Origin of the sequence: Parasphingomonas caseinilytica (assembly GCF_036663755.1) — a bacterium.
In the GTDB taxonomy this organism is placed as follows: Bacteria; Pseudomonadota; Alphaproteobacteria; order Sphingomonadales; family Sphingomonadaceae; genus Sphingomonas.
The window spans coordinates 1-25,512 of record NZ_JAXOJL010000001.1 but is presented as its reverse complement, the minus strand read 5'-3'; the positions used below and the strand labels follow the sequence as shown (position 1 = coordinate 25,512).

General features: G+C 65.0%; 24 protein-coding genes. 17 read left to right on the top strand and 7 right to left on the bottom strand.

The window, feature by feature from the left end; genetic code table 11:
• The first annotated feature begins 6 nt into the window (after positions 1-6).
• The 6 genes from U1738_RS00120 to U1738_RS00095 all read left to right on the top strand — a co-directional run bounded on the left by U1738_RS00120 (position 7) and on the right by U1738_RS00095 (position 5,380).
• Positions 7-756 (top strand): 3'(2'),5'-bisphosphate nucleotidase CysQ, encoded by a 750-nt coding sequence (locus U1738_RS00120; protein WP_332787012.1) that lies wholly within the window; start codon positions 7-9, stop codon positions 754-756.
• Positions 757-867: 111 nt separating this feature from the next.
• Complete coding sequence (locus U1738_RS00115) at positions 868-1,473, top strand: hypothetical protein (RefSeq protein WP_332787011.1); 606 nt, start codon at positions 868-870, stop codon at positions 1,471-1,473.
• A gap of 198 nt (positions 1,474-1,671) precedes the next feature.
• Complete coding sequence (locus U1738_RS00110) at positions 1,672-1,980, top strand: hypothetical protein (protein WP_332788181.1); 309 nt, start codon at positions 1,672-1,674, stop codon at positions 1,978-1,980.
• 89 nt (positions 1,981-2,069) lie between these two features.
• Positions 2,070-2,762, top strand: a complete 693-nt coding sequence (locus U1738_RS00105; RefSeq protein WP_332787010.1) for a hypothetical protein — start codon at positions 2,070-2,072, stop codon at positions 2,760-2,762.
• Positions 2,763-2,910: 148 nt separating this feature from the next.
• Positions 2,911-3,387, top strand: a complete 477-nt coding sequence (locus U1738_RS00100) for a winged helix DNA-binding protein (protein WP_332787009.1) — start codon at positions 2,911-2,913, stop codon at positions 3,385-3,387.
• Between the two features lie 52 nt (positions 3,388-3,439).
• Positions 3,440-5,380, top strand: coding sequence for a sensor histidine kinase (locus U1738_RS00095; protein ID WP_332787008.1), 1,941 nt, complete (start codon positions 3,440-3,442; stop codon positions 5,378-5,380).
• Here the strand turns inward: U1738_RS00095 and U1738_RS00090 are convergent.
• From U1738_RS00090 to U1738_RS00080, 3 genes are read right to left on the bottom strand one after another with little or no spacing between them, the layout of a single operon-like run.
• The gene (locus U1738_RS00090) at positions 5,377-6,258 is read right to left on the bottom strand and encodes an amidohydrolase family protein (RefSeq protein WP_332787007.1); all 882 of its coding nucleotides are present in this window, start codon (positions 6,256-6,258) and stop codon (positions 5,377-5,379) included. The genes U1738_RS00095 and U1738_RS00090 overlap by 4 nt on opposite strands.
• Positions 6,255-7,310 carry a 4-oxalomesaconate tautomerase gene (locus U1738_RS00085; protein WP_332787006.1) on the bottom strand — a complete coding sequence of 352 codons (1,056 nt, stop codon included), beginning with the start codon at positions 7,308-7,310 and terminating at the stop codon, positions 6,255-6,257. The genes U1738_RS00090 and U1738_RS00085 overlap by 4 nt, the downstream gene beginning before the upstream one ends.
• A complete protein-coding gene (locus U1738_RS00080) occupies positions 7,303-7,977 on the bottom strand; it encodes a 4-carboxy-4-hydroxy-2-oxoadipate aldolase/oxaloacetate decarboxylase (protein ID WP_332787005.1) in 675 nt (224 codons plus the stop codon). The genes U1738_RS00085 and U1738_RS00080 overlap by 8 nt, the downstream gene beginning before the upstream one ends.
• A 93-nt stretch (positions 7,978-8,070) precedes the next feature.
• Here U1738_RS00080 and U1738_RS00075 point away from each other — a divergent pair, with 93 nt between their 5' ends.
• The 6 genes from U1738_RS00075 (at position 8,071) to pobA (ending at position 13,911) form a co-directional block, all read left to right on the top strand.
• Positions 8,071-9,282 (top strand): LysR family transcriptional regulator, encoded by a 1,212-nt coding sequence (locus U1738_RS00075; RefSeq protein ID WP_332787004.1) that lies wholly within the window; start codon positions 8,071-8,073, stop codon positions 9,280-9,282.
• A 53-nt stretch (positions 9,283-9,335) separates the two neighbouring features.
• Positions 9,336-10,361, top strand: a complete 1,026-nt coding sequence (locus U1738_RS00070) for an amidohydrolase family protein (RefSeq protein WP_332787003.1) — start codon at positions 9,336-9,338, stop codon at positions 10,359-10,361.
• Entirely contained in the window at positions 10,358-10,840 is a 483-nt protein-coding gene (gene ligA, locus U1738_RS00065) for a protocatechuate 4,5-dioxygenase subunit alpha (RefSeq protein ID WP_332787002.1), read from the top strand. The genes U1738_RS00070 and ligA overlap by 4 nt, the downstream gene beginning before the upstream one ends.
• Positions 10,840-11,682, top strand: coding sequence for a class III extradiol dioxygenase subunit beta (locus U1738_RS00060; protein WP_332787001.1), 843 nt, complete (start codon positions 10,840-10,842; stop codon positions 11,680-11,682). Before ligA ends, U1738_RS00060 begins: the two co-directional genes overlap by 1 nt.
• 118 nt (positions 11,683-11,800) lie before the next feature.
• Positions 11,801-12,739 carry a Gfo/Idh/MocA family oxidoreductase gene (locus tag U1738_RS00055; protein WP_332787000.1) on the top strand — a complete coding sequence of 313 codons (939 nt, stop codon included), beginning with the start codon at positions 11,801-11,803 and terminating at the stop codon, positions 12,737-12,739.
• Entirely contained in the window at positions 12,736-13,911 is a 1,176-nt protein-coding gene (pobA, locus tag U1738_RS00050) for a 4-hydroxybenzoate 3-monooxygenase (RefSeq protein WP_332786999.1), read from the top strand. The genes U1738_RS00055 and pobA overlap by 4 nt, the downstream gene beginning before the upstream one ends.
• Here pobA and hutU read toward each other — a convergent pair.
• From hutU to hutI, 4 genes are read right to left on the bottom strand one after another with little or no spacing between them, the layout of a single operon-like run.
• Positions 13,908-15,560 carry a urocanate hydratase gene (hutU, locus tag U1738_RS00045; protein ID WP_332786998.1) on the bottom strand — a complete coding sequence of 551 codons (1,653 nt, stop codon included), beginning with the start codon at positions 15,558-15,560 and terminating at the stop codon, positions 13,908-13,910. The genes pobA and hutU overlap by 4 nt on opposite strands.
• The gene (hutG, locus tag U1738_RS00040) at positions 15,557-16,378 is read right to left on the bottom strand and encodes an N-formylglutamate deformylase (protein WP_332786997.1); all 822 of its coding nucleotides are present in this window, start codon (positions 16,376-16,378) and stop codon (positions 15,557-15,559) included. The genes hutU and hutG overlap by 4 nt, the downstream gene beginning before the upstream one ends.
• Positions 16,375-17,904, bottom strand: coding sequence for a histidine ammonia-lyase (gene hutH / locus U1738_RS00035; RefSeq protein ID WP_332786996.1), 1,530 nt, complete (start codon positions 17,902-17,904; stop codon positions 16,375-16,377). The genes hutG and hutH overlap by 4 nt, the downstream gene beginning before the upstream one ends.
• Positions 17,901-19,106, bottom strand: a complete 1,206-nt coding sequence (gene hutI / locus U1738_RS00030) for an imidazolonepropionase (RefSeq protein WP_332786995.1) — start codon at positions 19,104-19,106, stop codon at positions 17,901-17,903. The genes hutH and hutI overlap by 4 nt, the downstream gene beginning before the upstream one ends.
• Positions 19,107-19,195: 89 nt before the next feature.
• On the opposite strand from hutI, the gene U1738_RS00025 reads away from it, so the two are divergent.
• From U1738_RS00025 to U1738_RS00005, 5 genes are all read left to right on the top strand, one after another.
• Positions 19,196-20,551 (top strand): formimidoylglutamate deiminase, encoded by a 1,356-nt coding sequence (locus tag U1738_RS00025; protein WP_332786994.1) that lies wholly within the window; start codon positions 19,196-19,198, stop codon positions 20,549-20,551.
• Positions 20,548-21,249 carry a histidine utilization transcriptional repressor HutC gene (gene hutC / locus U1738_RS00020; protein ID WP_332786993.1) on the top strand — a complete coding sequence of 234 codons (702 nt, stop codon included), beginning with the start codon at positions 20,548-20,550 and terminating at the stop codon, positions 21,247-21,249. Before U1738_RS00025 ends, hutC begins: the two co-directional genes overlap by 4 nt.
• 149 nt (positions 21,250-21,398) lie before the next feature.
• The gene (locus U1738_RS00015) at positions 21,399-21,956 is read left to right on the top strand and encodes an RNA polymerase sigma factor (RefSeq protein ID WP_332786992.1); all 558 of its coding nucleotides are present in this window, start codon (positions 21,399-21,401) and stop codon (positions 21,954-21,956) included.
• 239 nt (positions 21,957-22,195) lie between these two features.
• Positions 22,196-23,953 (top strand): vWA domain-containing protein, encoded by a 1,758-nt coding sequence (locus U1738_RS00010; RefSeq protein WP_332786991.1) that lies wholly within the window; start codon positions 22,196-22,198, stop codon positions 23,951-23,953.
• Between the two features lie 139 nt (positions 23,954-24,092).
• On the top strand, positions 24,093-25,208 hold the full coding sequence (locus U1738_RS00005) for a tetratricopeptide repeat protein (RefSeq protein WP_332786990.1): 1,116 nt from the start codon (positions 24,093-24,095) through the stop codon (positions 25,206-25,208).
• Positions 25,209-25,512: the final 304 nt, after the last annotated feature.

The window sequence follows — 25,512 nt, the reverse complement described above, 5'->3', positions numbered from 1 at the left end:
CCCACAATGACCATCATCGAAAGCGACGTGAGGCTCGCCGAACGTCTCGCCACCGAAGCGGGTGAAATCCTGCTCGCTTTGCAGACACATAGCGGCCTGACCGGCAAGGAATTGGGCAAGGCCGGCGACGAACAGGCGAATGCCTTCCTGATGCGCACACTGCGCGCCGCGCGCCCGGACGATGCGGTCCTGTCCGAAGAGGAAAAGGACGACATCAACCGCTGCTCGGTTCGCCGCGCCTGGATCGTCGATCCACTCGACGGCACGCGCGAATATGGCGAGGGGCGCACCGATTGGGCGGTGCATGTCGCATTGTCGATCGACGGCGTCGCCACGGTCGGCGCGGTCGCGCTGCCGGGGCTCGGCCTCACCTTGACGTCCGGTGCGCCTCAACCGCTCAAAGCGGCGGGCAATCCCTTGCGCATGCTCGTCAGCCGCACCCGCCCCGCACGCGAGGCGCTTGCCGTGGCCGAAGCGTTCGGCGCCGATCTCGTGCCGATGGGCTCGGCCGGTGCCAAGGCGATGGCCGTGGTGCGCGGTGAGGCGGACATCTATCTCCACACCGGCGGACAATATGAATGGGACAATTGCGCCCCGATCGCGGTTGCGCAGGCCGCTGGGCTGCATGTCAGCCGCGTGGATGGATCGCCCCTGGTCTACAATTGCGCCGATCCGTATCTGCCCGATCTGCTGATCTGCCGCACCGAGCTTGCCGAGCGCGTGTTGGCGTTGGTCAAGGCCTTGCCCGCTGCCTGATCGCACACGGCCCCAGCCTAAAACGTGGCCAACTTCGCCGCCGCCCGTTAGGATCGCCTCGGAGGATTTCGGTTATGGCGACGGCACAACGATCGGTCGGACTTTCGGCGAATGCATGAAGCGATGCGAGCAAGGTTTCGTGCAGCTGTCCTTTCGGTAATTTTGGCAACCAGCCTGTGCCCTAGCGCCGATGCGTCCGCTCAGAAATATTCCGCGCGGGATGTCGGCGGCTGGACGGTGGCGGCCAGCAAGGACAACATGGGCTGCTTCCTGACCAGGGAGTATGACCGGCCCGGGGCGACCACACTGCTTCTGGGGCTCGATATCGACGGCTCCAACCATCTGTCGGTGCTGAACCGCAATTGGTCGATCAGGCCGAAGGATCGATTGGAGCTAGATTTTCGCCTGTCGAAAGGCGCCTATTCCAAACACTCCGCCGTGGGCATGGCTTCGGATGGCAAGAAGGGGTTCGTTACCAATTTCGAAACGAAATTCCCATCTTTCTTTGCCAAATCCGAGTTTCTCGACATCTATCGCGACGACGTGCCGGTAGAGAAGCTGAACCTGAATGGCAGCGGCGCGGCGGTGACGGAGTTGCGCCGTTGCGTCGAAATTCAGCGCACGAACCCCGGCACCGAAGCCGGCCCGGTGGAGCGTGCCGACGATATACCGATCGATCCGTTTGCCCCCGCACCGAAGCCGCGATCGAAAGACTGAATTCGCTCGCCAAGCGGTCATTTCTCTCGTGAGCGAGATGCGCTCACAATGACAATATCGGCTCAAATTCGTGCGATTTCGCGAATTCCGGCGTCATCCGCTGACCCGGTAAGATGCACGGCTGAACAGAATCGGATTGTCGGAACACCGGCGCTCGGCTTGGAATGATCCGGTTGGTTAACGATTGGAAGAAAAATGATGTCGCAATCTATGACGAAACTTGCCCCAGCATTTGTGATTTTGGCCGGTGCTGTCGGCCTGGGCGGCTGCGCCACTAAATCCTATGTGCGAGAGCAGATTGCTCCCGTCAGCCAGCGGGTCGACTCGCTTGAGACCCGATTGCAGCAGACCGACGGCACGGCCAAATCCGCACTGGCCGAGGCACAGGCGGCATCCGGGCAGGCTCAGAACAACGGTCAGCGGCTCGATCAGCTCACCGGCCGGGTGGACGGCATCGATCAGCGCTTGCAGGTGCAGGAAAAGCAGCGGAAGCGCCCACGCAATTGATTTCGGGCAGCCCCCGCTGATCGCATTGTAAATCCCCGTATCGGTCGTTCCCCCGTGGAACGACCGATTATTTTCGAGCGCTGGAATCGATGATCAATGTCCTTCTGGCGCTAGCCGGGCTCGCTTCAATTGTTCCGGTCACCGCCGGCGCTCAACCGTCGGTCGTGGCGCAATCGCGGTCGCAGTCCGTAAGCGAGCAGGCCGAAGCGGCGATGATCCCTTCGCCCGCAACCATGCGTGTCGCCGATTGGATCGCGGCCTCGGGCGACAACAGAGCATTGCCCTACATCATCGTCGATAAGGCGAACGCGGCCCTTTTCCTGTTCAGTGCGAAGGGAACTTCCCTCGGCGCGGTCCCGGTATTGATCGGTGTGGCCGTCGGCGACGACGCCACCCCGGGCATCGGCAGCAAGAACCTCGCCGAGATCGGCCCCGCGGAAAAGACCACGCCGGCCGGGCGTTTCCTCGCGAAATTCGGATTGGCCGCTGGACGGGAACGGATACTCTGGGTCGATTACGCCACCTCCGTCGCGCTTCACCCGATCCCGAAAGGCGCGAGCAAAAAGGAACATCGCCGCGAACGGATGCTCTCGCCGACCCCGGACGACAACCGCATAACCTTCGGGTGCATCAACGTGCCCATCGCCTTCTATGGCAAGGTCCTCCGCCCGCTCGTTCAGAAGAAGGGCGCTTACGTGTACATACTGCCGGATACCAAGCCGCTCGAAATCGTCTTTCCCCGCTTGCTGGTTCAGGCTCTTGGTGACCAAGCGATACGCTGACGGACAATTGCGATCTGCGATGATCCGCGCGAAACCCATGTGATGGCTATGCCGAACACCTTTATCCGCCGAGCGCGGGTTTCGTCCTGCCATCAGATCGGATAGATCGTATCCCGACCTGAAGCATCGACGAGTTGGACTACATCGCATGGATAGCGGCAGTAACGATCACTTGGCTGCCCGCATCAAAGCGTTATGTGTGGACCTCGACGCGGTGGCGAGCGATCTCGGCAAAACCGGACCTATCGAAGATCTATCGGACGAAATCGCGTTGCTTGCGCTGGCGCGCAGGATCGCGGCCGGACATGCCGCGATGGCGGACTTTTTCGATCCTTCACTGTTCGTGGATCCCGCCACGAATATCGTGCTGCGCCTCTTCATCGATCAGCAAGATGACCGCACCACGACGTCGGGCGAGTGCTGTGCGGCGGCCGGCGTTCCACGCACGACGGCACTCAGATGGATCAATCTGTTGAGCGGGCGCGGCCTGATCGAGATGTATGAGAAGCCGAATGATCGCCGCTCGACCATGCTCCGCCTGACCCCATCGGGCCTCGAGATCGTCAATAGCTGGCTGCTCCGGATGAGGGAAATATTCCGCCCCAGCGGGAAAATAACCGGCTGAATTTTTGTTTTTGCAAATCAAAGTGATTTTCTGATATAAAACCGCCTGTCAATTGGACCAATGGGGGCGGTCATATCAACACCATGATCATCAGCGGTCTAAATCCAAATGGCGGACACCTTGTCGCGACTGGGCTTTTTTCAGCGTGATCGGATCGTCTCCCACTAAAGACCGGTGCGGGGACGAAATTGCCTACGGCCCAAGGCTTGAGCTTTTTGCGCTCAATGCCATTTCCGTTGGCGCGCACATCGTCCGCCGGAAAGTCGGCTGCGCGATCGATCAGCTTCGCCAACCCGCTGAGTCCGATCCAGTGACCTTCACTGCGATCATGTCTGCGGTCGGTCTGGACCGGCTTTTCACCCGTAACGTGAAGAGCAAATTCAATGTCGCGGTGGCAATCCTGTTGCTCGGCGTCCTCGTCCAGATGGGCGTCACGATAGCCGTTTCAAATCAGTATTGGTCGGTCCCGATCGGCCTGGCCCTGCTGTCGCTGTCCTGCGCGGTGATCGTCTACAGATCGACGCCAGTTCGCAATGCCGAGAGCTGGCGCTGGAAGCTGATCGCGATCGGGCTGGTATTCTGGAGCCTGATGTTCATGGCGAGCGCATACCAGGACACTTTTCTGGGAGGCGTGGAGACCTACAGCAGTATCTTGGGCGGGATCAAGCAACTCTGCTTCGTGGCCGTCCTGACGCCATCCAGTTCCAGAGAGAATGATCGCGCATTTCGGATCCTGGACATCTTCCAGGGCATCTTGTTTGTCGGTGCCATCATGATCCTGATCTGGGGATCGGTCATCAACATAACGATCAAGGTCAGTCACAACTACGTAAACACCACCTTCATCTTCATGTCGGCATTGAGCTTGGCCAGCTATTTTAGTCAAAAAGATGTGCTCAGCCGAAAATTCATATTCAATATCGTTCTGTTGCAGATCGGATATGGTGCCTTGATCATCCTTGCCGGGCCGATCGCAGCCGAATACAATCTGCCACATGGCTCTGCGATATGGGCCATAGGCGGTGTCGTAATCGTCATCTTCGGCATCAGGTCGTCCAAACTGGCCGAGTTCAAATTCGATCGCTTCGAAAACGAACCGGATGGTTCGGGCCCGCTATATCAAAGACATATCCCACCGCTTTTTCTCACCGGACTGCTGACTTTCCTGGCGTTCGAGATCGTCCTGCAGAATGTGATATTGGGCATAGCGCTGGGAACCTTGGGATTTCTCAACTACTCGACGCGAACTGCCTTATTGCTTGATCGCTATCTGACTGCCCGCGACCGGCTGATCGCGGCGGAACAACAGCATTCGCGACTGCTGATCGACATGATCCACGAAGTCCGGGCACCGCTCGGCAGCATGGTGCTCAACGCGTCGATGCTTCAGCGTAGTGCGGAATTGCCGGATCGGCAGGCGCGTTGGGCCGAACAGATCGGCATCGGCGGTGCGCGCGTGACGACGATGCTGAACGACGTGCTGGACATCGAGCGGATCGATGCCGGGCTGATCGGCCCCGATCTCACCGATTGCGATATCGCCCCGATCGTCGATGCGGCCATTGCCGTGGCAACACCGCAAGCCGCCGCGGCGGAGATCACCATCGAAATGGACGGAAGCGCCGACCGGCGCATCCGGGGCGATCGCACGTTGCTCGAACGCGTTCTCGTCAATCTCTTGACCAACGCCGTGCGCTTCACGGCGCAGGGCGGCACGATCAGGGTCGCGATCGCCGAGGACGGCGACGACATGATTGCGATCCGGGTGATCGACAACGGCTTAGGCATCGCGCCGGATATCCTGCCGAAGTTGTTCGACCGGTTTTCGCATACCGGCGTGCCGCTCCGCGGCTGTCCGGGGTCGGGCCTCGGCCTGTCGATCTGTCGCGGCCTGATGACGCTCATGCGCGGCAACATCGCGATCGACAGCCGCCTTGGGCACGGCACGACCGCGACCCTCTTTCTGCCACGCACGCCTGCTTTGGCCGGTTAGTCTGACCAATATAATCGCATCGGCGTATCCACGAGCATCTTGCGCTGCAGTTCGGCGGTCGGTGCGATGCGCGGGATGATATCGACCAGCGCGCCGTCATCGGGAATCGCGTCCTGCATGTTCGGGTGCGGCCAATCCGTCCCCCAGATCACGCGATCGGGATAATCGGCGACCAGCGGCGCGACGGCGGCGACGAATGCGTCCCATGGCGGCCCCGCCGGATCGAGCCGGTCGGGGCAGCTCGCCTTGAAATACACCTCGTCGCGCGAATCGAGCAGCGCCCGGAACGCGCGCATATCGGCACCATCCGGCCCCTGCGACACATCCGGGCGCCCCATGTGATCGACCACGATCGGCACCGGAATGGCATCGAGGAACGGGCGCAGCTTTTCCAGAATGTCCGCTTCGAAATACACCACGACATGCCAGCCGGCGGGCAGGCGCGCCGCGACGTCCAGAAACCGATCCTTCGGTGCATCGTCCACCAGCCGCTTCAGGAAGTTGAAGCGGATGCCGCGCACACCGCCGTCGTGCAGCGCCTGCAATGCCGCCGCATCGATTCCCGGATCGACCACCGCAACGCCCCGCGCCCGCCCGTCCGATCGCGCGATAGCGTCCAGTACGGCGGCATTGTCGGTGCCGTGGCAACTTGCCTGCACGATTACGTTGCGCGCAAAACCGAGCCGGTCGCGCAATGCGAACAGCGTGTCGCCCCCGGCATCCTGCGGCAGATATTTGGCTTTGGCGCTGAACGGGAAACGGTCCGCCGGGCCGAAGACATGGCAGTGCGCATCGACCGCACCGGGGGGCGGCACGAAGCGCGGGGTGGACGGCGTCTCGGTCCAGCTCCGGATCCGTCCCTGTGCGTCTACGCTCATGCGAACACCTTTCCGTCCATCAATTTGCGCGCGGTCCGCAACAAGGCGGCGGTCGCGACCTGCCCGTCCTCGCCCATCGTGAGCACGCACGTCATCTCGCCGGTCGGATGCTCGACCGACAATGTCTTCACCTCGTCGTCTGGCACGTGCGCGACGGCGGCGGCAGGCGATCCTTCGATCAGGCAGGCGGTGGCCACGCTGACTGCACCGAGCACGCCGATCGAGGCATGCGCGCGCTTGGGAATGAAACTCCGCACCGTCACCGCCCCGCCATCGCGCGGTGGCGCTACAAGCATCATCTTGGGCACCGAGGCATCGGCAACATCGCCGAGGTTCATCAGCGGCCCGGCCTGCAAGCGGATCGCCTCGATCCTCGCCTTCACCGCCTCCGCTGCATCGAGCGTCTCGCGATCCTCATAGCCGGTCGCGCCGACATCCTGGGCGCGCAGCACGACGCACGGCATGCCGTTATCGATCAACGTGCAGACGACGCCGTCGATCGTATCGACCGCATTGCCGGTCGGCAGCAGCGCGCCACATGACGACCCGGCGGTGTCGCGGAATTCCAGCGGCACCGGCGCCGCGCTGCCCGGCACGCCATCGATTCGCGCTTCGCCGGCATAGGTGACGATGCCACCCGGCGTCGCCACGGTGGCGACGGCGATCTGCCCGGTATTCTCCATGAAGATCGCGACCCGGGTCTCCCCGTCCTGCGCCGCGACCAGCCCGCGCTCGATCGCGAACGGGCCGATGCCGGCCAGGATGTTGCCGCAATTCTGTCGATCGCTGACGATCGCCTGATCGACGAACACTTGCAGGAAGAGATAATCGACATCGACGCCGTCGCGCGTGGATTTCGCCACGATCGCGACCTTCGATGTCAGCGGATCGGCCCCGCCCATCCCGTCGATCTGGCGCGCATCCGGCGACCCCATCACGCGCAGCAGAACCGCATCGCGTTCGGCCACGTCGGCGGGCAGATCGTTGCGCAGGAAATATCCGCCCTTCGACGTGCCCCCGCGCATCCACATGCACGCGATGCCGTCACTCATAGGTCAGGCCCAGCCCCGCCAGCTTGCCGCGCATATCGTAGATATCGAGGCCGAGTTCGCCCGCCGCGAGCCGCTGGCGTTTCGATTCCTCATTCGCCTCGCGCGCCTGCGCCGCCGCCAGCACGGTCGCCGCATCGGCGCGCTTCACGACGCACACACCGTCGTCGTCGGCCACGATCACGTCGCCCGCCGAAATCGCCGCCCCGGTGCAGACGATATCGACATTCACCGATCCCAAGGTCGCCTTGATCGTCCCTTGCGCGAACACCGCTTTCGACCAGACCGGAAAGCCCATCTGCGTCAGATCGCGAACGTCGCGCACACCGGCGTCGATCACCAGCCCGCGACACCCCCGCGCTTGTGCCGAGGTGGCAAGCAGATCCCCGAAATAGCCATCCTCGCACGGGCTGGTCGGCGCGAGAACGAGGATGTCGCCATCCTGAAGCTGTTCGATCGCGACATGCAGCATCCAGTTATCGCCCGGTGGAGCCGAAATCGTCACCGCCGATCCGGCAATCCGCGCGCCGGAATAGATCGGCCGCAGGCGCGAACCGAGAAGCCCGATCCGCCCTTGTGCCTCATGCACGGTGGCGACACCGGCGGCGGCAAGGCCGGCGATGACAGCGGCATCCGCGCGCGCGATATTGGTGACGACCCGACCAGCCATGATATCTCTCCTCGATCCGGCCATGGCGGCCCGATGCGCCGGGCGGCCAATCGATATCCTGGCACAGCGATAAGTTTTTGCTAAAGCTGGCGGATGATCTCGGTGTTCGACCTCAACCTGCGCCACCTGCGCGCACTCTCCGTAATCGCTGCGCATGGCACGATGAGCGCCGCGGCGTCCGCGGTCAGCCTGTCGCAGCCGGCGCTGACTCAGGGGCTGGCGAAGCTCGAGCGACGCATCGGCGCGACGCTGTTCGACCGGCGTAGCGACGGCGTGACGCCGACACCCGCCGGCCGGATCCTGGCAGCGCGCGTCGATGCCGCATTCGCGCAATTATCGGCCGCGACCCGCGCCGCAATCCGGGGATCGTCACGCGGCTTCGCGCGGCCGGAGGCGTTGATGACGACGACGCAGATGCACGCTTTCCTGCAACTCGCCGATGCCGGCAGTTTCGTCGATGCGGCGCGTGCGACCGGCCTGTCGCAACCGGCGCTGCACCGGGCGGTGCGCGATCTGGAACAGATTTGCGGCGTGCCGCTGGTCGAGCGGCGTGGACGCGGGGTGGCGCTCAGCATCGTCGGCAGGCGCTTCGCCCGTGGCCTCCGGCTCGCCGCCAGCGAGATCGCGGCCGGCCTAAGTGAGATTGCGGGCGATGCGGGCCAGCCCGCCCGCCTTGCGATCGGCGCGATGCCGCTGTCGCGCGCATTGGTATTGCCGCACGCGCTGGGCGCTTTCCTGCGCACCGATCCTAACGTCGCGATCGAGGTGTTCGAGGGGGCATGGCGCGATCTGGTCGAGCCGTTGCGTGACGGCGTCATCGATCTGATGCTGGGCGCACTCCGCGACGAGCCTCCGGCGGGCATCGTGCAGCGCCCCCTGTTCGAAGACCGCCTGACGGTGGTCGCCCGCGCCGATCATCCGCTCGCCGGAAAGACCGCACCGACGCTCGACGATCTGGCGGGTTACGGCTGGATCGTCGGCCAGACAGGCACGCCGCTGCGCGCGCAATGGGAGGCGCTGTTCGAGGGGCGAGACTTTCCACCCGCGCCGATCGAATGCGGATCGGTCATGGTCGTGCGCGGGCTGCTCGCCGACAGCGACCTGCTCACGCTCCTGTCGCCCGACCAGATCGCGATGGAGGTAACGGCGGGCATGCTGACGCGCATTCCGCTGCCAGGCGATCGGGGCATACGCACGATCGGCATCTCGACGCGCGTGGATTGGCACCCCACCGCGGCACAACGCGCCTTTCTGGTATGCCTGATTCATGCGGCCGCAACGACAAGAATTCAACAAAACCAATAACGCCGCCGAGCATTCGATTGGCCGCTTTCGCGTCATTGCGCCACGCCGCGGGCATGACGATGATCATCGATTGCCACGGCCATTACACCACAGCCCCGCCGCAGCACGATGCGTGGCGCGATGCGCAGAAGGCAGCGTTCAAATCCGGCGAGACGCCCCCGCCCTACCCCGCGATCCACGACGACGAGATTCGCGAGACAATCGAGGCGAACCAGTTGAAGCTCCTGAAGGAGCGCGGCGCGGACATGACGATCTTCTCGCCCCGCGCCTCCACCATGGGCCATCATATCGGCGACGAGGCCGTCAGCGTCGCATGGAGCCGTGCCTCCAATGACCTGATCGCGCGCGTCTGCGATCTGTATCCCGAAACCTTTGCCGGCGTCTGCATGCTGCCGCAAAGCCCCAAGGCCGACCTCGCCGGATCGATCGCCGAACTGGAACGCTGCGTGCGCGACCTCGGCTTTATCGGCTGCAACCTCAATCCGGATCCCGGCGGCGGGCATTTCGCATTTCCAGCACTGACCGACCGTTATTGGTATCCGTTCTACGAAAAGATGGTCGAGCTGGACGTTCCGGCGATGATCCACGTCTCGGGCAGCTGCAATCCTGCCCTCCACGCGACCGGCGCGTTCTACATCGCCGCAGATACGATCGCCTTCATGCAATTGATCCAGGGCGATCTGTTCAAGGATTTCCCCTCGCTGCGCTTCATCATCCCGCATGGCGGCGGTGCGGTGCCCTATCATTGGGGCCGCTATCGCGGGCTGGCCGATATGCTCAAGCAGCCGAGCCTGAACACGCATGTGATGAACAACGTCTATTTCGACACCTGCGTCTATCATCAGCCGGGCATCGATCTGCTGGCCGAGGTGATCGACACCAAGAACATCCTGTTCGGCAGCGAGATGGTCGGCGCGGTGCGCGGCATCGATCCGCAGACCGGACAATATTTCGATGATACCAAACGCTATGTCGATGCGCTGCCGGTCAGCGCCGAACAGAAGCATGCCATCTTCGAGGGCAATGCCCGCCGCGTTTTCCCGCGGCTCGACGCCAAGCTGAAGGCACGCGGCCTGTGAGCGACACCCCTGAATCGCGCGTCGGCGACATTCACGCCTATCTCGCCGAGTTCGAGGATATTCCCGGCACGCGCGTCTACACCGCCGCCCGCGCGCGACAGGGCTATCAGCTCAACCAGTTCGCGATGAGCCTGATGAAGCCCGAGAATCGCGAGCGCTGGAAAGCGGATGAGGCGGCGTATCTCGACGACTGGAAGATCACGCCCGACCAGAAACAGGCCGTGCTGGATCGCGATTACAACCGCCTGCTCGATCTCGGCGGCAACATCTATTTCCTTGCTAAGGTATTCTCGACCGACGGCCTCAGCTTCCTCCAGGCGGTCAGCACGATGAGCGGCATGAGCGTCGAGGATTATTCGGCGATGATGATCGCCGGTGGTCGCTCGCCGGAGGGCGTGCGCTCGATCAAGGCGAATGCCGAGGCGGAGGCGGAGGCCGCGATCTCGGCCACCGACGTCACCGGCATGGAGGATAAATAATGGCGCGCATCACCGCCGGCGTAGCGACCAGCCACATCCCCGCGCTCGGCGTCGCGGTCGATCTCGACAAGACGGCCGAGGCCTATTGGGCACCCGCCTTCGCCGGATACGACTGGACCAAGCGCTGGGAAGCGGAACAGAGGCCAGACGTCGTCATCCTGGTCTATAACGACCATGCCTCCGCCTTCGACATGAAGATCATCCCGACCTTCGCGATCGGCTGCGGCGAAGAATATGCGCCCGCCGACGAGGGCTGGGGTCCGCGCAAGGTGCCGACGGTGATCGGCCATCCCGATCTCGCCTGGCACATCGCGCAGAGCCTGATTCTCGACGAATTCGACATGACGATCATCAACGAGATGACCGTCGATCACGGCCTGACCGTGCCATTGTCGATGATGTTCGGCCAGCCCGAGGCATGGCCGTGCAAGGTGATCCCGATCGCGGTCAACGTCGTCACCTACCCCCCGCCCTCCGGCAACCGCTGCTGGGCGCTGGGCGAGGCGATCGCGCGCGCGGTCGCCAGTTTCCCGGAGGATCTGAATGTCCAGGTCTGGGGCACCGGCGGTATGAGCCACCAGCTTCAAGGGCCACGTGCTGGCCTGATCAACGCCGAATGGGACAACCGCTTCCTCGATCGGCTGGAGAGCGACACGCAGGAACTGCGGCACATCCCCCACATCGAATATCTGCGTGAAACGGGGTCCGAGGGGATCGAGATGGTCATGTGGCTGATCATGCGCGGTGCGCTCGGCACCACGACGAAGACGCTGCACCGGCATTATCACGTCCCCGCGAGCAACACGGCGGTAGGGCATATCGTGCTGGCGCCCATCGACTGAAGTCATCCCGCCCCCACTCGTCACCCCAGCGCAGGCTAGGGTCTCGCGGGAATGGCGCGGCTACACCATAAGACCCCAGCCTGCGCTGGGGTGACGCTTTTTAATTTGGAGGCATCGCATGAAAATCGCCCTCGCCGGAGCCGGCGCATTCGGGGAAAAGCATCTCGACGGCCTGAAACTCATCGACGGCGTCGAAGTCACCAGCCTCGTCGGCCGCCGCCTCGAACCGACGCAGGAGATCGCCGCGAAATACGGCATCGGCCACGCAACGACCGATCTCGCCGAGACGCTCGCGCGCGACGATGTCGATGCCGTGATCCTCTGCACCCCGACGCAGATGCACGCGGCGCAGGCGATCCAGTGCATGGATGCCGGCAAGCACGTACAGGTCGAAATCCCGCTCGCCGACAGTCTGGCCGATGCCGAGGCGGTGCTGGCCAAGAGCCGCGAAACGGGCCTCACCTGCATGGTCGGCCACACGCGGCGCTTCAATCCGAGCCACCAATTCGTCCACGACAGGATCGTCGCGGGCGAGATCGCGATCCAGCAGATGGACGTGCAGACCTATTTCTTCCGCCGCAAGAACATGAACGCGAAGGGCGAGGCGCGGTCCTGGACCGATCACCTGCTCTGGCATCACGCCGCGCATACGGTCGATCTGTTCGCCTATCAGGCCGGGCCGATCGTCAAGGCCAACGCGATCGAAGGACCGATCCATCCCGAGCTCGGCATCGCGATGGACATGTCGATCCAGTTGAAGGCGGAAAGCGGCGCGATCTGCACGCTCTCGCTCAGCTTCAACAATGACGGGCCGCTCGGCACCTTCTTCCGCTACATCTGCGACAACGGCACGTATCTGGCGCGCTACGACGATCTGTTCACCGGCAAAGAGGAGCAGATCGACGTCTCCAAGGTCTCGGTGTCGATGAACGGCATCGAGTTGCAGGACCGCGAATTCATCGCCGCGATCCGCGAAGGGCGCGAGCCGAACTCGTCGGTCGCGCAGGTCCTGCCGTGCTACCGCGTGCTGGACGCGCTCGAGAAACAGCTGGCGTGACCACGCCACGAAAGACCGGGGTCGCGATCGTCGGTGCCGGCCCGGCCGGACTGTTGCTCGGCCATCTGCTGCGCGCCGCCGGTATCGCCTGCGTGATCGTGGAGCGACAGGACCGGGCCTATGTCGAGAGCCGCATCCGCGCCGGCGTATTGGAACGGACGACGACCGATCTGCTCCATCGGCTCGGGATCGACGCGCGGCTGAACGCCGAGGGACTGACCGAGCACGGCTTCAATCTGGCACATAACGACGCGTTGATCCGGATCCATGTCAGCGCGCTGACCGGCCAGCCCGTCACCGTCTACGGCCAGACCGAAGTCACGCGCGACCTGATCGCCGCCGCGCCCGACCGCGATCTCGAAATCGTATTCGAGGCGAAAGACGTCGTGCTGCACGACGTGACCGGCAATTCGCCCTTCCTGACCTACACCAAAGACGGCGCGACGCAGCGGATCGAGGCCGATTTCATCGCCGGCTGCGACGGTTTCCACGGGCCGTCGCGCAAGACGATCCCGGCGGTCGCCTGCGAGTACGAACGCGAATATCCCTTCGGCTGGCTCGGCATTCTCGCCGACGTGCCGCCGTGCCATGACGAGCTGATCTACGCGAACACCGACGCCGGATTCGCCCTCGCCTCGATGCGGTCTCCGACCCGCAGCCGCTATTATATCCAGGTGCCGCTGACCGAGCGGGTCGAGGATTGGCCCGCCGACCGGCTGTGGGACGAACTCGAACGCCGCTTCGCTCCGCTCGCCAGCCGCCCGGTGGTTCGCGGCCCCGCGCTGGAAATCTCGATCGCGCCGTTACGCTCGTACGTGTTCGAAACGATGCGCCACGGCCGGCTCTTCCTCGCCGGCGATTCGGCGCACATCGTGCCGCCGACCGGCGCCAAGGGCCTGAACCTCGCGGCATCCGACATCGCCTATCTCTCCGACGCCTTCATCGCGCACTATCGCGGCGATGAGAGCGGCCTGATCGGCTATCAGGCGAAAGCGCTCGCCCGTATCTGGAAGGCCGAACGGTTCAGCTGGTATCTGACCAAGCTGATGCACCGCTTCCCGGAGGACAGCGCATTCGAGCGGCGAATGCAGATCGCCGAACTCGATTACGTCGCGCAATCGCAAGCGATGCAGACCGCGATCGCCGAGAATTATGTGGGCCTGCCGCTTTAAATCGACGGCAGATCCAGTCCCTGCTTCCCGGCGCAGGCAATCGCATCCTCATATCCCGCATCGGCGTGACGCATCACGCCGGTGGCGGGATCGTTCCACAGCACCCGCGCCAGCCGCTTCGCCGCCGCTTCGGTGCCATCGGCGACGATCACCATGCCGGAATGTTGCGAGAACCCCATGCCCACGCCGCCGCCATGATGCAGCGACACCCAGGTCGCTCCGCTCGCGGTGTTGAGCAACGCGTTGAGCAACGGCCAGTCGGACACCGCATCGGACCCGTCACGCATCGCCTCGGTCTCGCGATTGGGGCTGGCGACCGATCCGCTATCGAGATGATCGCGCCCGATCACCACCGGAGCCTTCAGTTCGCCGCTCGCGACCATCTCGTTGAACGCCAGACCGAGCCGATGCCGGTCGCCCAGGCCCACCCAGCAGATCCGCGCCGGCAGGCCCTGAAACCGGATCCGCTCGCGCGCCATGTCGAGCCAGCGATGCAGATGCGCATCGTCCGGCAGCAATTCCTTCACCTTGGCGTCGGTCTTGTAGATGTCCTCGGGGTCGCCGGACAGAGCGACCCAGCGGAACGGCCCGACCCCGCGACAGAATAACGGACGGATATAGGCCGGCACGAAGCCGGGAAAATCGAACGCGTCGGTCACGCCAGCATCGAGCGCCACCTGGCGGATATTATTGCCGTAATCGACCGTCGGCACGCCCGCGGCCTGGAAATCTAGCATCGCGCGAACGTGCGTCGCCATCGACTCCTTCGCCGCCGCTGCCACCACCGCCGGATCGCGTTCGCGCTCGGCGAACCACCGATCGAGCGTCCAGCCGGCGGGCAGATAGCCATTCACCGGATCATGCGCCGACGTTTGGTCGGTCAACAGATCAGGTCGCACGCCGCGCCGGAACAGATCGGGCAAAATCTCCGCCGCATTGCCGAGCAGGCCCACCGAAATCGGCGATGTCGCGTTGGTGACAAGATCGAGCGCCTCCTCAATCGTCCCCGCCACACGATCCAGATAGCCTGTGCGCAACCGCATCTCGATCCGGCTGGGCTGGCATTCGATCGCCAGGCACGACGCGCCGGCCATCACCGCCGCCAGCGGTTGTGCGCCGCCCATCCCGCCAAGGCCCGCCGTCAGCAGCCACTTGCCCGCCAGGCTGCCGCCATAATGCTGGCGGCCCATCTCCACGAACGTCTCGTATGTGCCCTGCACGATCCCCTGCGTGCCGATATAGATCCACGACCCAGCCGTCATCTGGCCGTACATCGCCAGCCCCTTGCGATCGAGTTCGTTGAAATGCTCCCACGTCGCCCAGTGTGGCACGAGGTTGGAATTGGCGATCAGCACGCGCGGCGCATCGGCATGCGTCCGGAACACGCCGACCGGCTTGCCCGACTGCACCAGCAACGTCTCGTCATCCTCCAGCCGGCGCAGCGTATCGACGATGCGGTCGAAACTCTCCCAATCGCGCGCCGCCCGGCCGATCCCGCCATAGACGACGAGTTCCTGCGGGTTCTCCGCTACGTCGGGGTGGAGGTTGTTCATCAGCATCCGCAACGGTGCCTCGGTCAGCCAGCTTTTCGCGCTGAGGTCGGTGCCCGTGGCGGCGCGGATGATGCGATTATTGTCCAGGCGGGTCATGACGATCCTCTCGCGAAATCGATGCAGGCGGTGAGCATGTTGCGCAATATGATGCGCAACGGCGCGGCAGTTTCCGGGTCAAAGGGCGAGGGCCAATTGCGCTCGTCGATCGCGCCCGCCGGATCGGCCATGTAGCCGCGACAGGCGAGTTCCATCTGGATCGCATGCCCCCCTGCCCCCGGCTGGCCGTAATGGCGCGTCGTCCACCCGCCCTTGAAGCGGCCATTGACGACGTGGCTGTAGCTGGAAGTTGCCAAAGGTGCCGCGACTGCCCGTGTCAGTTCGGGCGCGCAGGCCGCGCCGTCGAACGTGCCGAGGTTGAATTGCGGTAGCTCGCCATCGAACAGGCGCGGGACGATCGAGCGGATCGCGTGCGCATCGTACAGCACGACCCGGTCATGCCCATCCCGCAGTCGCTCCAATTCCGTAGCGATCGCAGTATGATAGGGATCGAACCACGTCGCCCGCCGCCCGGCGATCTCCGCAGCATCGGGTTCCAAGCCATCCCGATACAACGGCTCGCCATCGAAGCTTTCGGTCGGGCACAGCCCGGTCGTCGCCTGCCCCGGATAAAGCGAGACGCCGGATGGATCGCGGTTCACGTCGATCACAGAGCGCGAGATCGTCGTGCGGATCGTCGTCGCGCCGAGTTCCCCGGCGAAATCGTAGAGTCGGTCGATCCACCAATCGGCATCCTTGCGCGCCAACCAAGGCGAGCGGAACCGGCCTGCAATGCTTTCGGGAATATCGGTGCCGGTGTGCGGAAACGCCACGACCAAAGGCGCATCGCCTCGCTTAACCTGCAGCCAATCTGTCATGCCAGACCCGGCAGATCGACCCCGACCGCGTCGATCAGCGCGCCCGACCGGACGAGTGCGTTCGCGGCCTCCATATCGGGATGGAAATGCCGGTCGTCGTCCAGATGCGGTACCCGCGCCCGCACCACCGCCCGTGCCGCCTCCAGCGCGTCGCTCGACCGCAAAGGCGCATGGAAATCGCAGCCCTGCGCCGCCGCCAGCGCCTCGATCCCGATTACCGCGCTCGCATTCTCCGCCATCGCCAGCAATCGCCGGCTGCCATGTGCGGCCATCGACACATGATCCTCCTGATTTGCCGAGGTCGGGATCGAATCCACGCTGGCCGGATAGGCGCGCTGCTTGTTCTCCGACACCAGAGCCGCCGCCGTCACCTGCGGGATCATGAAGCCCGAATTCAGCCCCGGCTTCGGCGTCAGGAACGCCGGCAGGCCGGACAGCACCGGATCGACCAGCATTGCGATGCGACGTTCGGCGATCGACCCGATCTCGCAGATCGCCAGAGCGATGATGTCGGCGGCGAACGCCACCGGCTCGGCATGGAAATTGCCACCCGACAGCGCTTCATCCGTATCGGCGAAGATCAACGGATTGTCTGTTACCCCGTTGGCCTCGATCGTTAGCGTGGTAGCCGCCTGGCGCAATATGTCGAGCGCCGCGCCCATCACCTGCGGCTGGCAGCGCAGGCAATACGGATCCTGCACGCGCGTATCGCCGACCAGATGCGAGGCACGGATCGCCGATCCCTGCATCAGTCCGCGCAACGCATCGCCGACTGCGATCTGCCCGGCATGGCCGCGTAAGCGATGGATACGCGGATCGAACGGCGCGTCCGATCCCCGTGCCGCCTCAGTCGACAGCGCGCCGGTGACGAGCGCCGATCGGAACAATGTTTCCGTCTCGAACAGCCCGGCCAGCGCATTGGCGCAGGAGAATTGCGTCCCGTTGAGCAGCGCCAGCCCCTCTTTCGGCCCGAGCGTGAGCGGCGCGAGGCCCGCCGCCGCCAGCGCCGCCGCCGCCGGCACCCGCCGCCCGTCCACGAACATCTCGCCGACCCCGATCATCGCCGCCGCCATATGCGCGAGCGGCGCGAGATCGCCCGAGGCACCGACCGATCCCTGGCACGGCACCACCGACGTCAGGCCACGCGCGAGCATCGCCTCCATCAGCGCGATCGTCGCCGGCGCAACGCCCGACGCGCCCTGTGACAGGCTGCCGAGCTTCAGCGCCATCATCAGACGGATCACCGCGACCGGGCTGGGCTCGCCGGTGCCCGCCGCATGGCTCAGCACGATATTGCGCTGGAGCGTCGCCAGATCCTCTGCCGCGATGCGCACGCTGGCGAGCTTCCCGAAACCGGTATTGATCCCGTAGACCGGCTCGCCGCGGGCTAGAATGCGCTCCACCGCGGCGGCGCTCGCCGCGATCACCGGCCCGCATGCCGGATCCAGCGTCACGTCCGCGCCGCGATACACCGCGCGCCATTCGGCCAGCGATACGTCGCCACTTTTCAGGATCACGCGATTCATTTCCCTCTCCAGATACGGGCGTGCAGCGGGTTGAACCCGATGCGATAAACGAGCTCGGCCGGGCGCTCGACATCCCAGATCGCGAGATCGCAGGAATTGCCGGCCTCCAGCGTGCCGATCTCGTCCGCCATCCCCAGCGCCCGCGCGGCATTGCGCGTTACGCCGGCCAGACACTCGTCCACCGTCAGCCGGAACAGGGTCGCCGCCATGTTCATCGCCAGCAGAAGCGAGGTGAGCGGCGAGGTGCCGGGGTTGCAATCGGTCGCCAGCGCAATCGGCACGCCGCGGTCGCGCAATGCGGCGATCGGCGGCAGATGCGTCTCGCGCATGAAATAATAGGCGCCCGGCAAAAGCACCGCGACGGTGCCCGCCTGCGCCATTGCAGTGACTCCGGCGGTCGAGAGATGTTCGAGATGATCCGCCGACAATGCCCCATGTTGCGCAGCAAGCGCCGCACCTTCGAGGTTGGAGAGTTGCTCGGCATGAAGCTTCACGGGCAATCCATGGCGGGCGGCGGCCTCGAACACGCGGGCGATCTGCTCGGGGCTGAAGCCGATGCCTTCGCAGAACCCATCGACCGCATCGACGAGCCCCTCTCCCGCCAGCGCCGGAAGCATCTCGTCGCAGATGGAGGCGATATAGCCATCCGCATCACCGGCATATTCCGGCGGCAGGGCATGCGCGCCGAGGAACGTAGCGCGTATCGCGACGTCGCGCCGATCGGCCAGCGCCCGGATCGCCCGCAGCATCTTGCGTTCGCTGTTCAGCGACAGGCCGTAGCCCGATTTGACCTCGACCGTCGTCACACCCTCGGCGATCAACGCGTCGAGCCGGGGCAGCGCGCTGGCGACCAAATCGTCCTCGCTCGCCGCGCGGGTGGCGCGCATGGTCGACAGGATGCCGCCGCCAGCCCGCGCGATCTCCTCATACGAAGCACCGGCCAGTTTCTGCTCGAATTCCACCGCGCGATTGCCGCCATGGACGAGGTGCGTGTGGCAATCGATCAACCCCGGCGTGATCAGCCGGCCGCCGCAATCCACCGTTTCCGCCGCCGTGAAGCCCGGCGCATCGGACGCCGCGCCGGCATAGACGATGCGCCCATCCTTCGCTGCGATCACCGCATCGTCGATCACACCGGATCCCGGCAGATCGGCGCGCACGGTCGCGATCCGGGCGCGGGTCCAAAGGCGATCGCACAACATCGGCAACTCCGTGACGGGGTAGCGCCCGAATCGAATATGTATATACATAACCACGCCCATCCCGTGCTGTCCATCCGATGGAGATTCGCATGACGTCTTGGTTCGAATCCGCTTTGCTGCCCGAAGGCTGGCGGCGGGACGTGCGGATCGAAATGGCCGACGGCCTGATCGCGGCGGTGACGCCCGGCGTGCCGCCAGCGCCCGGCGAAGATCGCTACGGCCCGGCCATTCCCGGCCTGCCCAACCTTCACAGTCATGCCTTCCAGCGTGGCATGTCCGGCTTTGCCGAGGTCTCCGGCCGAAGCGACGACAGTTTCTGGACGTGGCGCGAGACGATGTACCGCTTCGTCGCTGCGCTCGACCCAGACATGCTGCGGGCGATCGCCGCTTTAGCCTATATCGAGATGCTCGAAAGCGGCTTCACGCGCGTCGGCGAATTTCATTATTTGCACCATGCGCCGGATGGCCGAGCCTATGACGATCGTGCCGCAATGGCCGCCGCCATCGCCGCCGCCGCGCAGGACAGCGGCATCGCGCTGACCCTCCTGCCGGTATTCTACGCCCATGCCGATTTCGGCGGCGCCGCGCCCCTTGCCGCGCAGGGCCGGTTCGTCAACGATCTCGACGGGTTCGCCAGGCTGATCGACGACAGCCGCCACGCGCTCGCCGGGCTGGATCAGGCGGTGATCGGCATCGCCCCGCACAGCCTGCGCGCGGTGACGGCGGATGAACTGACCCATCTGACGGCCCTGCTACCCGACGCGCCGATCCACATCCATATCGCAGAACAGACCCGCGAGGTGGACGCCTGCATGGCGTGGAGTGGTCAGCGCCCGGTTGACTGGCTGTTCGATCATGCCGAGGTCGATCGCCGCTGGTGCCTCGTCCACGCCACGCATGTCGACGAGGCCGAGATGCGGCGGCTGGCGGGGAGCGAAGCGGTTGTTGGCCTGTGCCCGATCACCGAGGCCAATCTGGGCGACGGCCTGTTCCCGGCCCGCGCATTCCAGGCGCAGGGCGGTCGCTTCGGGGTCGGATCGGATTCCAACGTGCGGATCGACGCCGCCGAGGAGCTGCGCCTGCTCGAATACGGCCAGCGCCTGACGCACGAGATGCGCAACGCACTGTCCGGCGGCCCCGGACGCTCGACCGGCGCGGCCATGTGGACCGCGGCGTTCCAGGGCGGCGCACAAGCGCTCGGCGCATCCGGCGCGGGCCTCGCCGTGGGGGCACCGGCGGACATCGTCTCGTTCCTGCCCGATCATCCCGCGTCGGTCGGGCGGCAGGGCGACTTACTGATCGACAGCTGGATATTCGGCGGCGCACGCGACCATATCGATGGCGTGTGGCGGGCCGGACGCAAAATGGTCAGCGCCGGCCGCCACCACGATCGGGATCGCATCGCGGCGCGCTATGTCGACGTCATGAAAGCGCTGCTGGCATGAAGCCGCTCGCGCTCCACGATCGGATCCGGCGCGAGATCGAGGCGCGGATCATGTCGGGCGAATGGCGGCCCGGCCACCGCATCCCCTACGAACACGAATTGATGGCCGATTATGGCTGCTCGCGCATGACGGTGAACCGTGCGCTCGGCGCGCTCGCCCAAGCCGGATTGCTGGATCGCCGCCGCCGCGCCGGATCGTTCGTCGCCACACCGCGCTTCCACCGCGCTGCACTCGAAATCCCCGATATCCGCGGCGAAGTCGCAGCTCAGGGCAAAGTCTATGGCCTCGAATTGAACACCCGCGAGGCCCGCCGCGCGACCGCCGACGACCGCGTGTTGCTGGCCTCCGGGGCGGGCAGCATCCTTGCGTTGGACTGCCGCCATATCGCCGACGGCGTGCCCTATGCGCTCGAATATCGCCTGATCAATCTGGACGTGGTGCCGTCCGCCGCCGAGGCCGATTTCGCGATCGACCCGCCCGGCTCGTGGTTGCTCGATCACGTCGCGTGGACCGAGGCGGAGCACCGCATCACCGCGATCAATGCCGACGCTGCGCTGGCCGCCGCGCTCGATGTCGTGCCGGGGCAGGCCTGCATGCAGCTCGAACGCTGGACGTGGCGGGGGACGGAGCGGATCACCTATGCCCGGCAGGTCTATCCCGGCGACCGCTACGGGTTCGTCGCGCATTTCCTCGCGTAATCGGAGTTGATCCCCATGCCCCGTTGGAAGAGCGCGATGACGACAACCTGCCCCTCTCCGCGATAGCGTCCCCGCTGCGAATGATGCACAGAGCGAAATGTGGCGGGCGCGGCGACATTCGGGTCAGGAATCTCTAGCGCCGCCGCGCCATGGTCGCCCGCGTGCGGGTGCCGGCGCTGATGGGCGAAGACGCGAACCGCCCCGACCCGGACCTGATCGCCGCTGCGATCGGTGGGGATCGCGAGGCGTTCGGCGTGCTGCTGCGGCGGCATTACGATCGCATCCACGGCCTCGCCTGGCAACTCACCGGATCGCGCGCCGATGCCGACGATATCGCGCAGGACGTTTGCTGCACCCTGGTCGAAAAGATCCACGGCTTTCGCGGGGACGCCAAGTTCACCACTTGGCTGTGCAGCATCGTATTCAACGCCGCGCGCGATTTCCGGCGGCGGCGGCGCTCGTTCGCGGGCTTCACCGATCGGCTGGCGGTCCTCGCCGGTCTCACACAGGCGCCCGATGGCCGCGATGCCTATGACGCGATCTGGCTGAAAAGCGCGATCGCCCGGCTGAAACCGGCCTATCGCGATGCGGCGGTGCTGGTCGCCGGGCAACAATTGACGCACGCCGAAGCGGCCGAAATCCTCGGCGTGGCGGAAGCGACGGTGTCCTGGCGCATGCACGAGGTGCGGCGGATGATCGGGAGCTGACTTGCTCTTTCCAGCCAAACGACTCCCCGTTCGTCCTGAGCTTGTCGAAGGGCGTGTTCGGGGCAGGTGCTTCGACAGGCTCAGCACGAACGGAAATGGGGTGGCTAGGCGGCGGGCCCTCTCTCCCTAAAATGCCCTCCCAAAAATAATTCGAAAAAACTTCCCAAGGATATCCGCCGCCCGCGCGTCCCAGTGAACATGCGGACGATCCTGCGCCGCTGTCCTCTGGGAGAAGCTCCATGCCCCGTTTCCACCGCGCGGTCGCCACCGGTCTTGCCGCAATACTCGTCGTGTCCTGCAGCAAGACCGGCGTCGACGCGCCCGCTGCCGCCCCGTCCGATGCGGCAGCGGAGACGTCGAACGACATCATCGTCACCGGTATGAAAGCTTCGCGCGGCACCGCGCAAGACGTCGCGAGTTCGGAATTCACCTTTCCACCGCCGCCGCCCCCACCGCCGCCGCCGCCTCCGGTTCTGAACGCCCCGGCACCGCTGATCGTCAGCGGATCGCGGATCGTAGCGATGGAACGCAGCTACATGATGCCGCCGCCCTATCACGATGTCGGCCGCGACAAATTCACCTCGGTCGCGCAAAACGCGTTCAAGGCGGTGCGCGAGGAACCGGTTTCCACCTTCTCGATCGACGTCGACACCGCCTCCTACGCCTTCGCGCGCGCCGCGCTGAACCGCAACGTCCTGCCGCAACCGGCGGCGGTGCGGACCGAGGAGATGATCAACTATTTCCCCTACGATTACGCCAGCCCCCGCACCGCCGACCAGCCCTTCACCAGCAATATCGCGGTCTTTCCCAGCCCGTGGATGGCGGGGCGCAAGCTCGTGCGCATCGGCATCAAGGGTTATGAGATCCGGCACGCCACCCGCCCGCGCGCGAACCTCGTCTTCCTGATCGACACGTCGGGATCGATGAACGAACCCAACAAGCTGCCGCTGGTGAAACAGTCGCTGACCATGCTGCTCGATCAGCTCGACGGAAACGACAGCGTCGCGATCGTCACCTATGCCGGCTATGCCAGCACCGCGCTCGCCCCGACGCCCGCCAGCCAGAAGGGCAGGATCAAGGCGGTGATCGACGGCCTGGGCGCAGGCGGCGGCACCGCCGGCGGCGAGGGTATCCGCCAGGCCTATGCATTGGCCAAGGCGAATCTCGATCCCAAGGGCGTCAACCGCGTCATCCTGGCGACGGACGGCGATTTCAACATCGGCATCAGCAATCAGGACGAGCTGAAGGGCTATATCGAGCGCGAGCGCGGCAAGGGCGTGTTCCTGTCGGTGCTGGGCTTCGGCATGGGCAATTACAACGATGCGCTGATGCAGGCGCTGGCGCAGAACGGCAACGGTGCGGCCGCCTATATCGACACGATCGGCGAGGCGCGGAAGACGTTGGTGGACGAGGCGAGCTCGACCTTGTTCCCGATCGCCAAGGACGTGAAAATCCAAGTCGAATTCAACCCCGCCACCGTCGCCGAATATCGCCTGATCGGATATGAGACTCGCATGCTCAACCGGGAGGATTTCGATAACGACAAGGTCGATGCCGGCGATGTCGGATCAGGCCAGACGGTGACGGCCCTGTACGAGATCGTGCCGGTCGGCGGCCTGCGCGCGATCGGGGATCTGCGCTACGCCAGGCCCGTGGCAGTCGCGGCGAAACCGGGGGCGAGCGAGTACGGCTTCGTCAAGATCCGCTACAAACTGCCGAAATCGAACACCAGCCGCCTGATCTCGACGCCGATCGACCGCAGTTCGGAAGTCGCCCGCTTCGGCGACGCCCCACAGGACGCGCGCTTCGCCACCGGCGTCGCCGCGTTCGCCGAACTGCTGCGCGGCGGGCGCTACAACGGGTCGATGGGCTATGACGACGTTCTGAAGATCGCGCTGGGGGCGCGGGGCGAGGACGGTTTCGGCTATCGCTCCGAGTTCGTGCAGCTCGTCCGCGCCGCCAAATCGGCGGGGGCGATGGCGCAACCCGGGCAATAAGACCGGCCGTGGGTGCGATGGTTCGCCGTCGTACCCTCCTGGCCATTCGACCCGCCAGCAATTGAAGCTATAAGGCCCGGCAGATGCCGCTCCGTCCCGCCCACCGCGCCCGACCGCTCACGACCATGCAGGCGATGTGATGGCGACCGACGACGATCTCGCGGCGGCTTTGCCCGATCCGCCCCCGCCCCGCCCTGCCCGGCGCGAGGCGGCGATCGGCGAGGCGATGCGGCGCTTCGATGCCCCGGGCGATGCTCCGGTGGCAGGCTTGCCGCGTACGGTTGCGCCGAAGCGCACGCGCGGCTGGATCGGCCGGCCGCAGATCGCCGCTCTGGCCGGGATCGCGCTGGTCGTCACGATCGGCGTTCCGATATGGAGGTCCGGCGATCTCGGCCTGTCTCCGCCGGCACGGGAAGCGGCGGCACCGAAGCGCGATGTTGCTCCGACGGCGGAAACTTCGGCCGATTCCGCCACGACATCCACCGCGCCGGAGGCCATCGTCCCTCCTCCGCCACCGACTACACGAGCGTCTTCAAAGGCGGAGTCGTCCTCGATCGGCACCGACGCCGCGCTTTCCCCGCCGACCGTATCGGCTCCAATGCCACGCGCGCCCTCGCCGCAAGCGGAGAAGGCGCGCAACGAAGCACTGGCCGATGCTGCGCCTCCACCGCCACCGCCACCGCCACCGCCACCGCCGCCTGCCCCGGCCGAGGCAGTAACGGCGGCCCCAGCACCAGCAGTCGCCTCGGCGCGCTTCACCACGAACGACAACGACAACGGCCACGAAATCGTCGTAACCGGATCACGCGTCCGCTCATCGAAGCCACTCCGGCGCGGCGACTGGAACGCCTGTACGATCGACGACCCGAAACGAAACCTCGCCGCCTGCAGCAAGCAGGTCGATCCCGCCGCGCCCGGCGCGGAAGGACGCGCGGCGGCGCAATTCGCCGACGGCCTGTCGCTGGCCTGGCAGGGCGAATTGACCGCTTCGATCACCGCGTTCGATCGCGCGATCACCCTCGCGCCGCGCAACCCGGCGGCCTTTCTCAACCGCGGCTTGGCGTTGGGTAACAGCGGCGATCTCGATCGCGCCGTCGCCGATCTCGATCAGGCCGTGCGCCTCGCCCCGAACAGCGCGCGTTACCGGTATTACCGTAGTGTCCTGCTCCGCCAAAAAGGCGAGACGCGCAAAGCCGAGGCCGATGAACAGCGCGCGATCGAACTCGATTCCCGCTACGAAGAGGTCATCCGCTAAGCTGTTCGTCGCCACGGAACTGGCAACCTCCGACATGTCCGGCCGGCCTCATCTCCGCATTCGAGCAATGCTGCCTGCCCTCATCGGCGCTTCGAACGGAATGTTTTTGGCTTCACCTTGGCCTGACCTTTCGCGCTTTGGCGCTCAGGGCAATCGACAGGCGTTTTGGTGTGGTCTAGACCGGGCCGATGTCTGACGTCAGCCCCACGCCGCTTCTCGATACCGTATCGATGCCCGCCGATCTTCGCCGCCTCGAAATTGGCCAGTTACGCCAGTTGGCGGACGAGTTGCGGGTCGAGACGAT

Excerpts from the sequence above, each read along its gene's own strand:
- U1738_RS00120 (WP_332787012.1), top strand. The coding sequence starts at position 7 with ATGACCATCATCGAAAGCGACGTGAGGCTCGCCGAACGTCTCGCCACC.
- U1738_RS00115 (WP_332787011.1), top strand. The coding sequence starts at position 868 with ATGCATGAAGCGATGCGAGCAAGGTTTCGTGCAGCTGTCCTTTCGGTA.
- U1738_RS00110 (WP_332788181.1), top strand. The coding sequence starts at position 1,672 with ATGTCGCAATCTATGACGAAACTTGCCCCAGCATTTGTGATTTTGGCC.
- U1738_RS00105 (WP_332787010.1), top strand. The coding sequence starts at position 2,070 with ATGATCAATGTCCTTCTGGCGCTAGCCGGGCTCGCTTCAATTGTTCCG.
- U1738_RS00100 (WP_332787009.1), top strand. The coding sequence starts at position 2,911 with ATGGATAGCGGCAGTAACGATCACTTGGCTGCCCGCATCAAAGCGTTA.
- U1738_RS00090 (WP_332787007.1), bottom strand. The coding sequence starts at position 6,258 with ATGAGCGTAGACGCACAGGGACGGATCCGGAGCTGGACCGAGACGCCG.
- U1738_RS00085 (WP_332787006.1), bottom strand. The coding sequence starts at position 7,310 with ATGAGTGACGGCATCGCGTGCATGTGGATGCGCGGGGGCACGTCGAAG.
- U1738_RS00080 (WP_332787005.1), bottom strand. The coding sequence starts at position 7,977 with ATGGCTGGTCGGGTCGTCACCAATATCGCGCGCGCGGATGCCGCTGTC.
- U1738_RS00075 (WP_332787004.1), top strand. The coding sequence starts at position 8,071 with ATGATCTCGGTGTTCGACCTCAACCTGCGCCACCTGCGCGCACTCTCC.
- U1738_RS00070 (WP_332787003.1), top strand. The coding sequence starts at position 9,336 with ATGACGATGATCATCGATTGCCACGGCCATTACACCACAGCCCCGCCG.
- U1738_RS00060 (WP_332787001.1), top strand. The coding sequence starts at position 10,840 with ATGGCGCGCATCACCGCCGGCGTAGCGACCAGCCACATCCCCGCGCTC.
- U1738_RS00055 (WP_332787000.1), top strand. The coding sequence starts at position 11,801 with ATGAAAATCGCCCTCGCCGGAGCCGGCGCATTCGGGGAAAAGCATCTC.
- hutU (WP_332786998.1), bottom strand. The coding sequence starts at position 15,560 with ATGACCCGCCTGGACAATAATCGCATCATCCGCGCCGCCACGGGCACC.
- hutG (WP_332786997.1), bottom strand. The coding sequence starts at position 16,378 with ATGACAGATTGGCTGCAGGTTAAGCGAGGCGATGCGCCTTTGGTCGTG.
- hutH (WP_332786996.1), bottom strand. The coding sequence starts at position 17,904 with ATGAATCGCGTGATCCTGAAAAGTGGCGACGTATCGCTGGCCGAATGG.
- hutI (WP_332786995.1), bottom strand. The coding sequence starts at position 19,106 with ATGTTGTGCGATCGCCTTTGGACCCGCGCCCGGATCGCGACCGTGCGC.
- U1738_RS00025 (WP_332786994.1), top strand. The coding sequence starts at position 19,196 with ATGACGTCTTGGTTCGAATCCGCTTTGCTGCCCGAAGGCTGGCGGCGG.
- hutC (WP_332786993.1), top strand. The coding sequence starts at position 20,548 with ATGAAGCCGCTCGCGCTCCACGATCGGATCCGGCGCGAGATCGAGGCG.
- U1738_RS00015 (WP_332786992.1), top strand. The coding sequence starts at position 21,399 with ATGGTCGCCCGCGTGCGGGTGCCGGCGCTGATGGGCGAAGACGCGAAC.
- U1738_RS00010 (WP_332786991.1), top strand. The coding sequence starts at position 22,196 with ATGCCCCGTTTCCACCGCGCGGTCGCCACCGGTCTTGCCGCAATACTC.
- U1738_RS00005 (WP_332786990.1), top strand. The coding sequence starts at position 24,093 with ATGGCGACCGACGACGATCTCGCGGCGGCTTTGCCCGATCCGCCCCCG.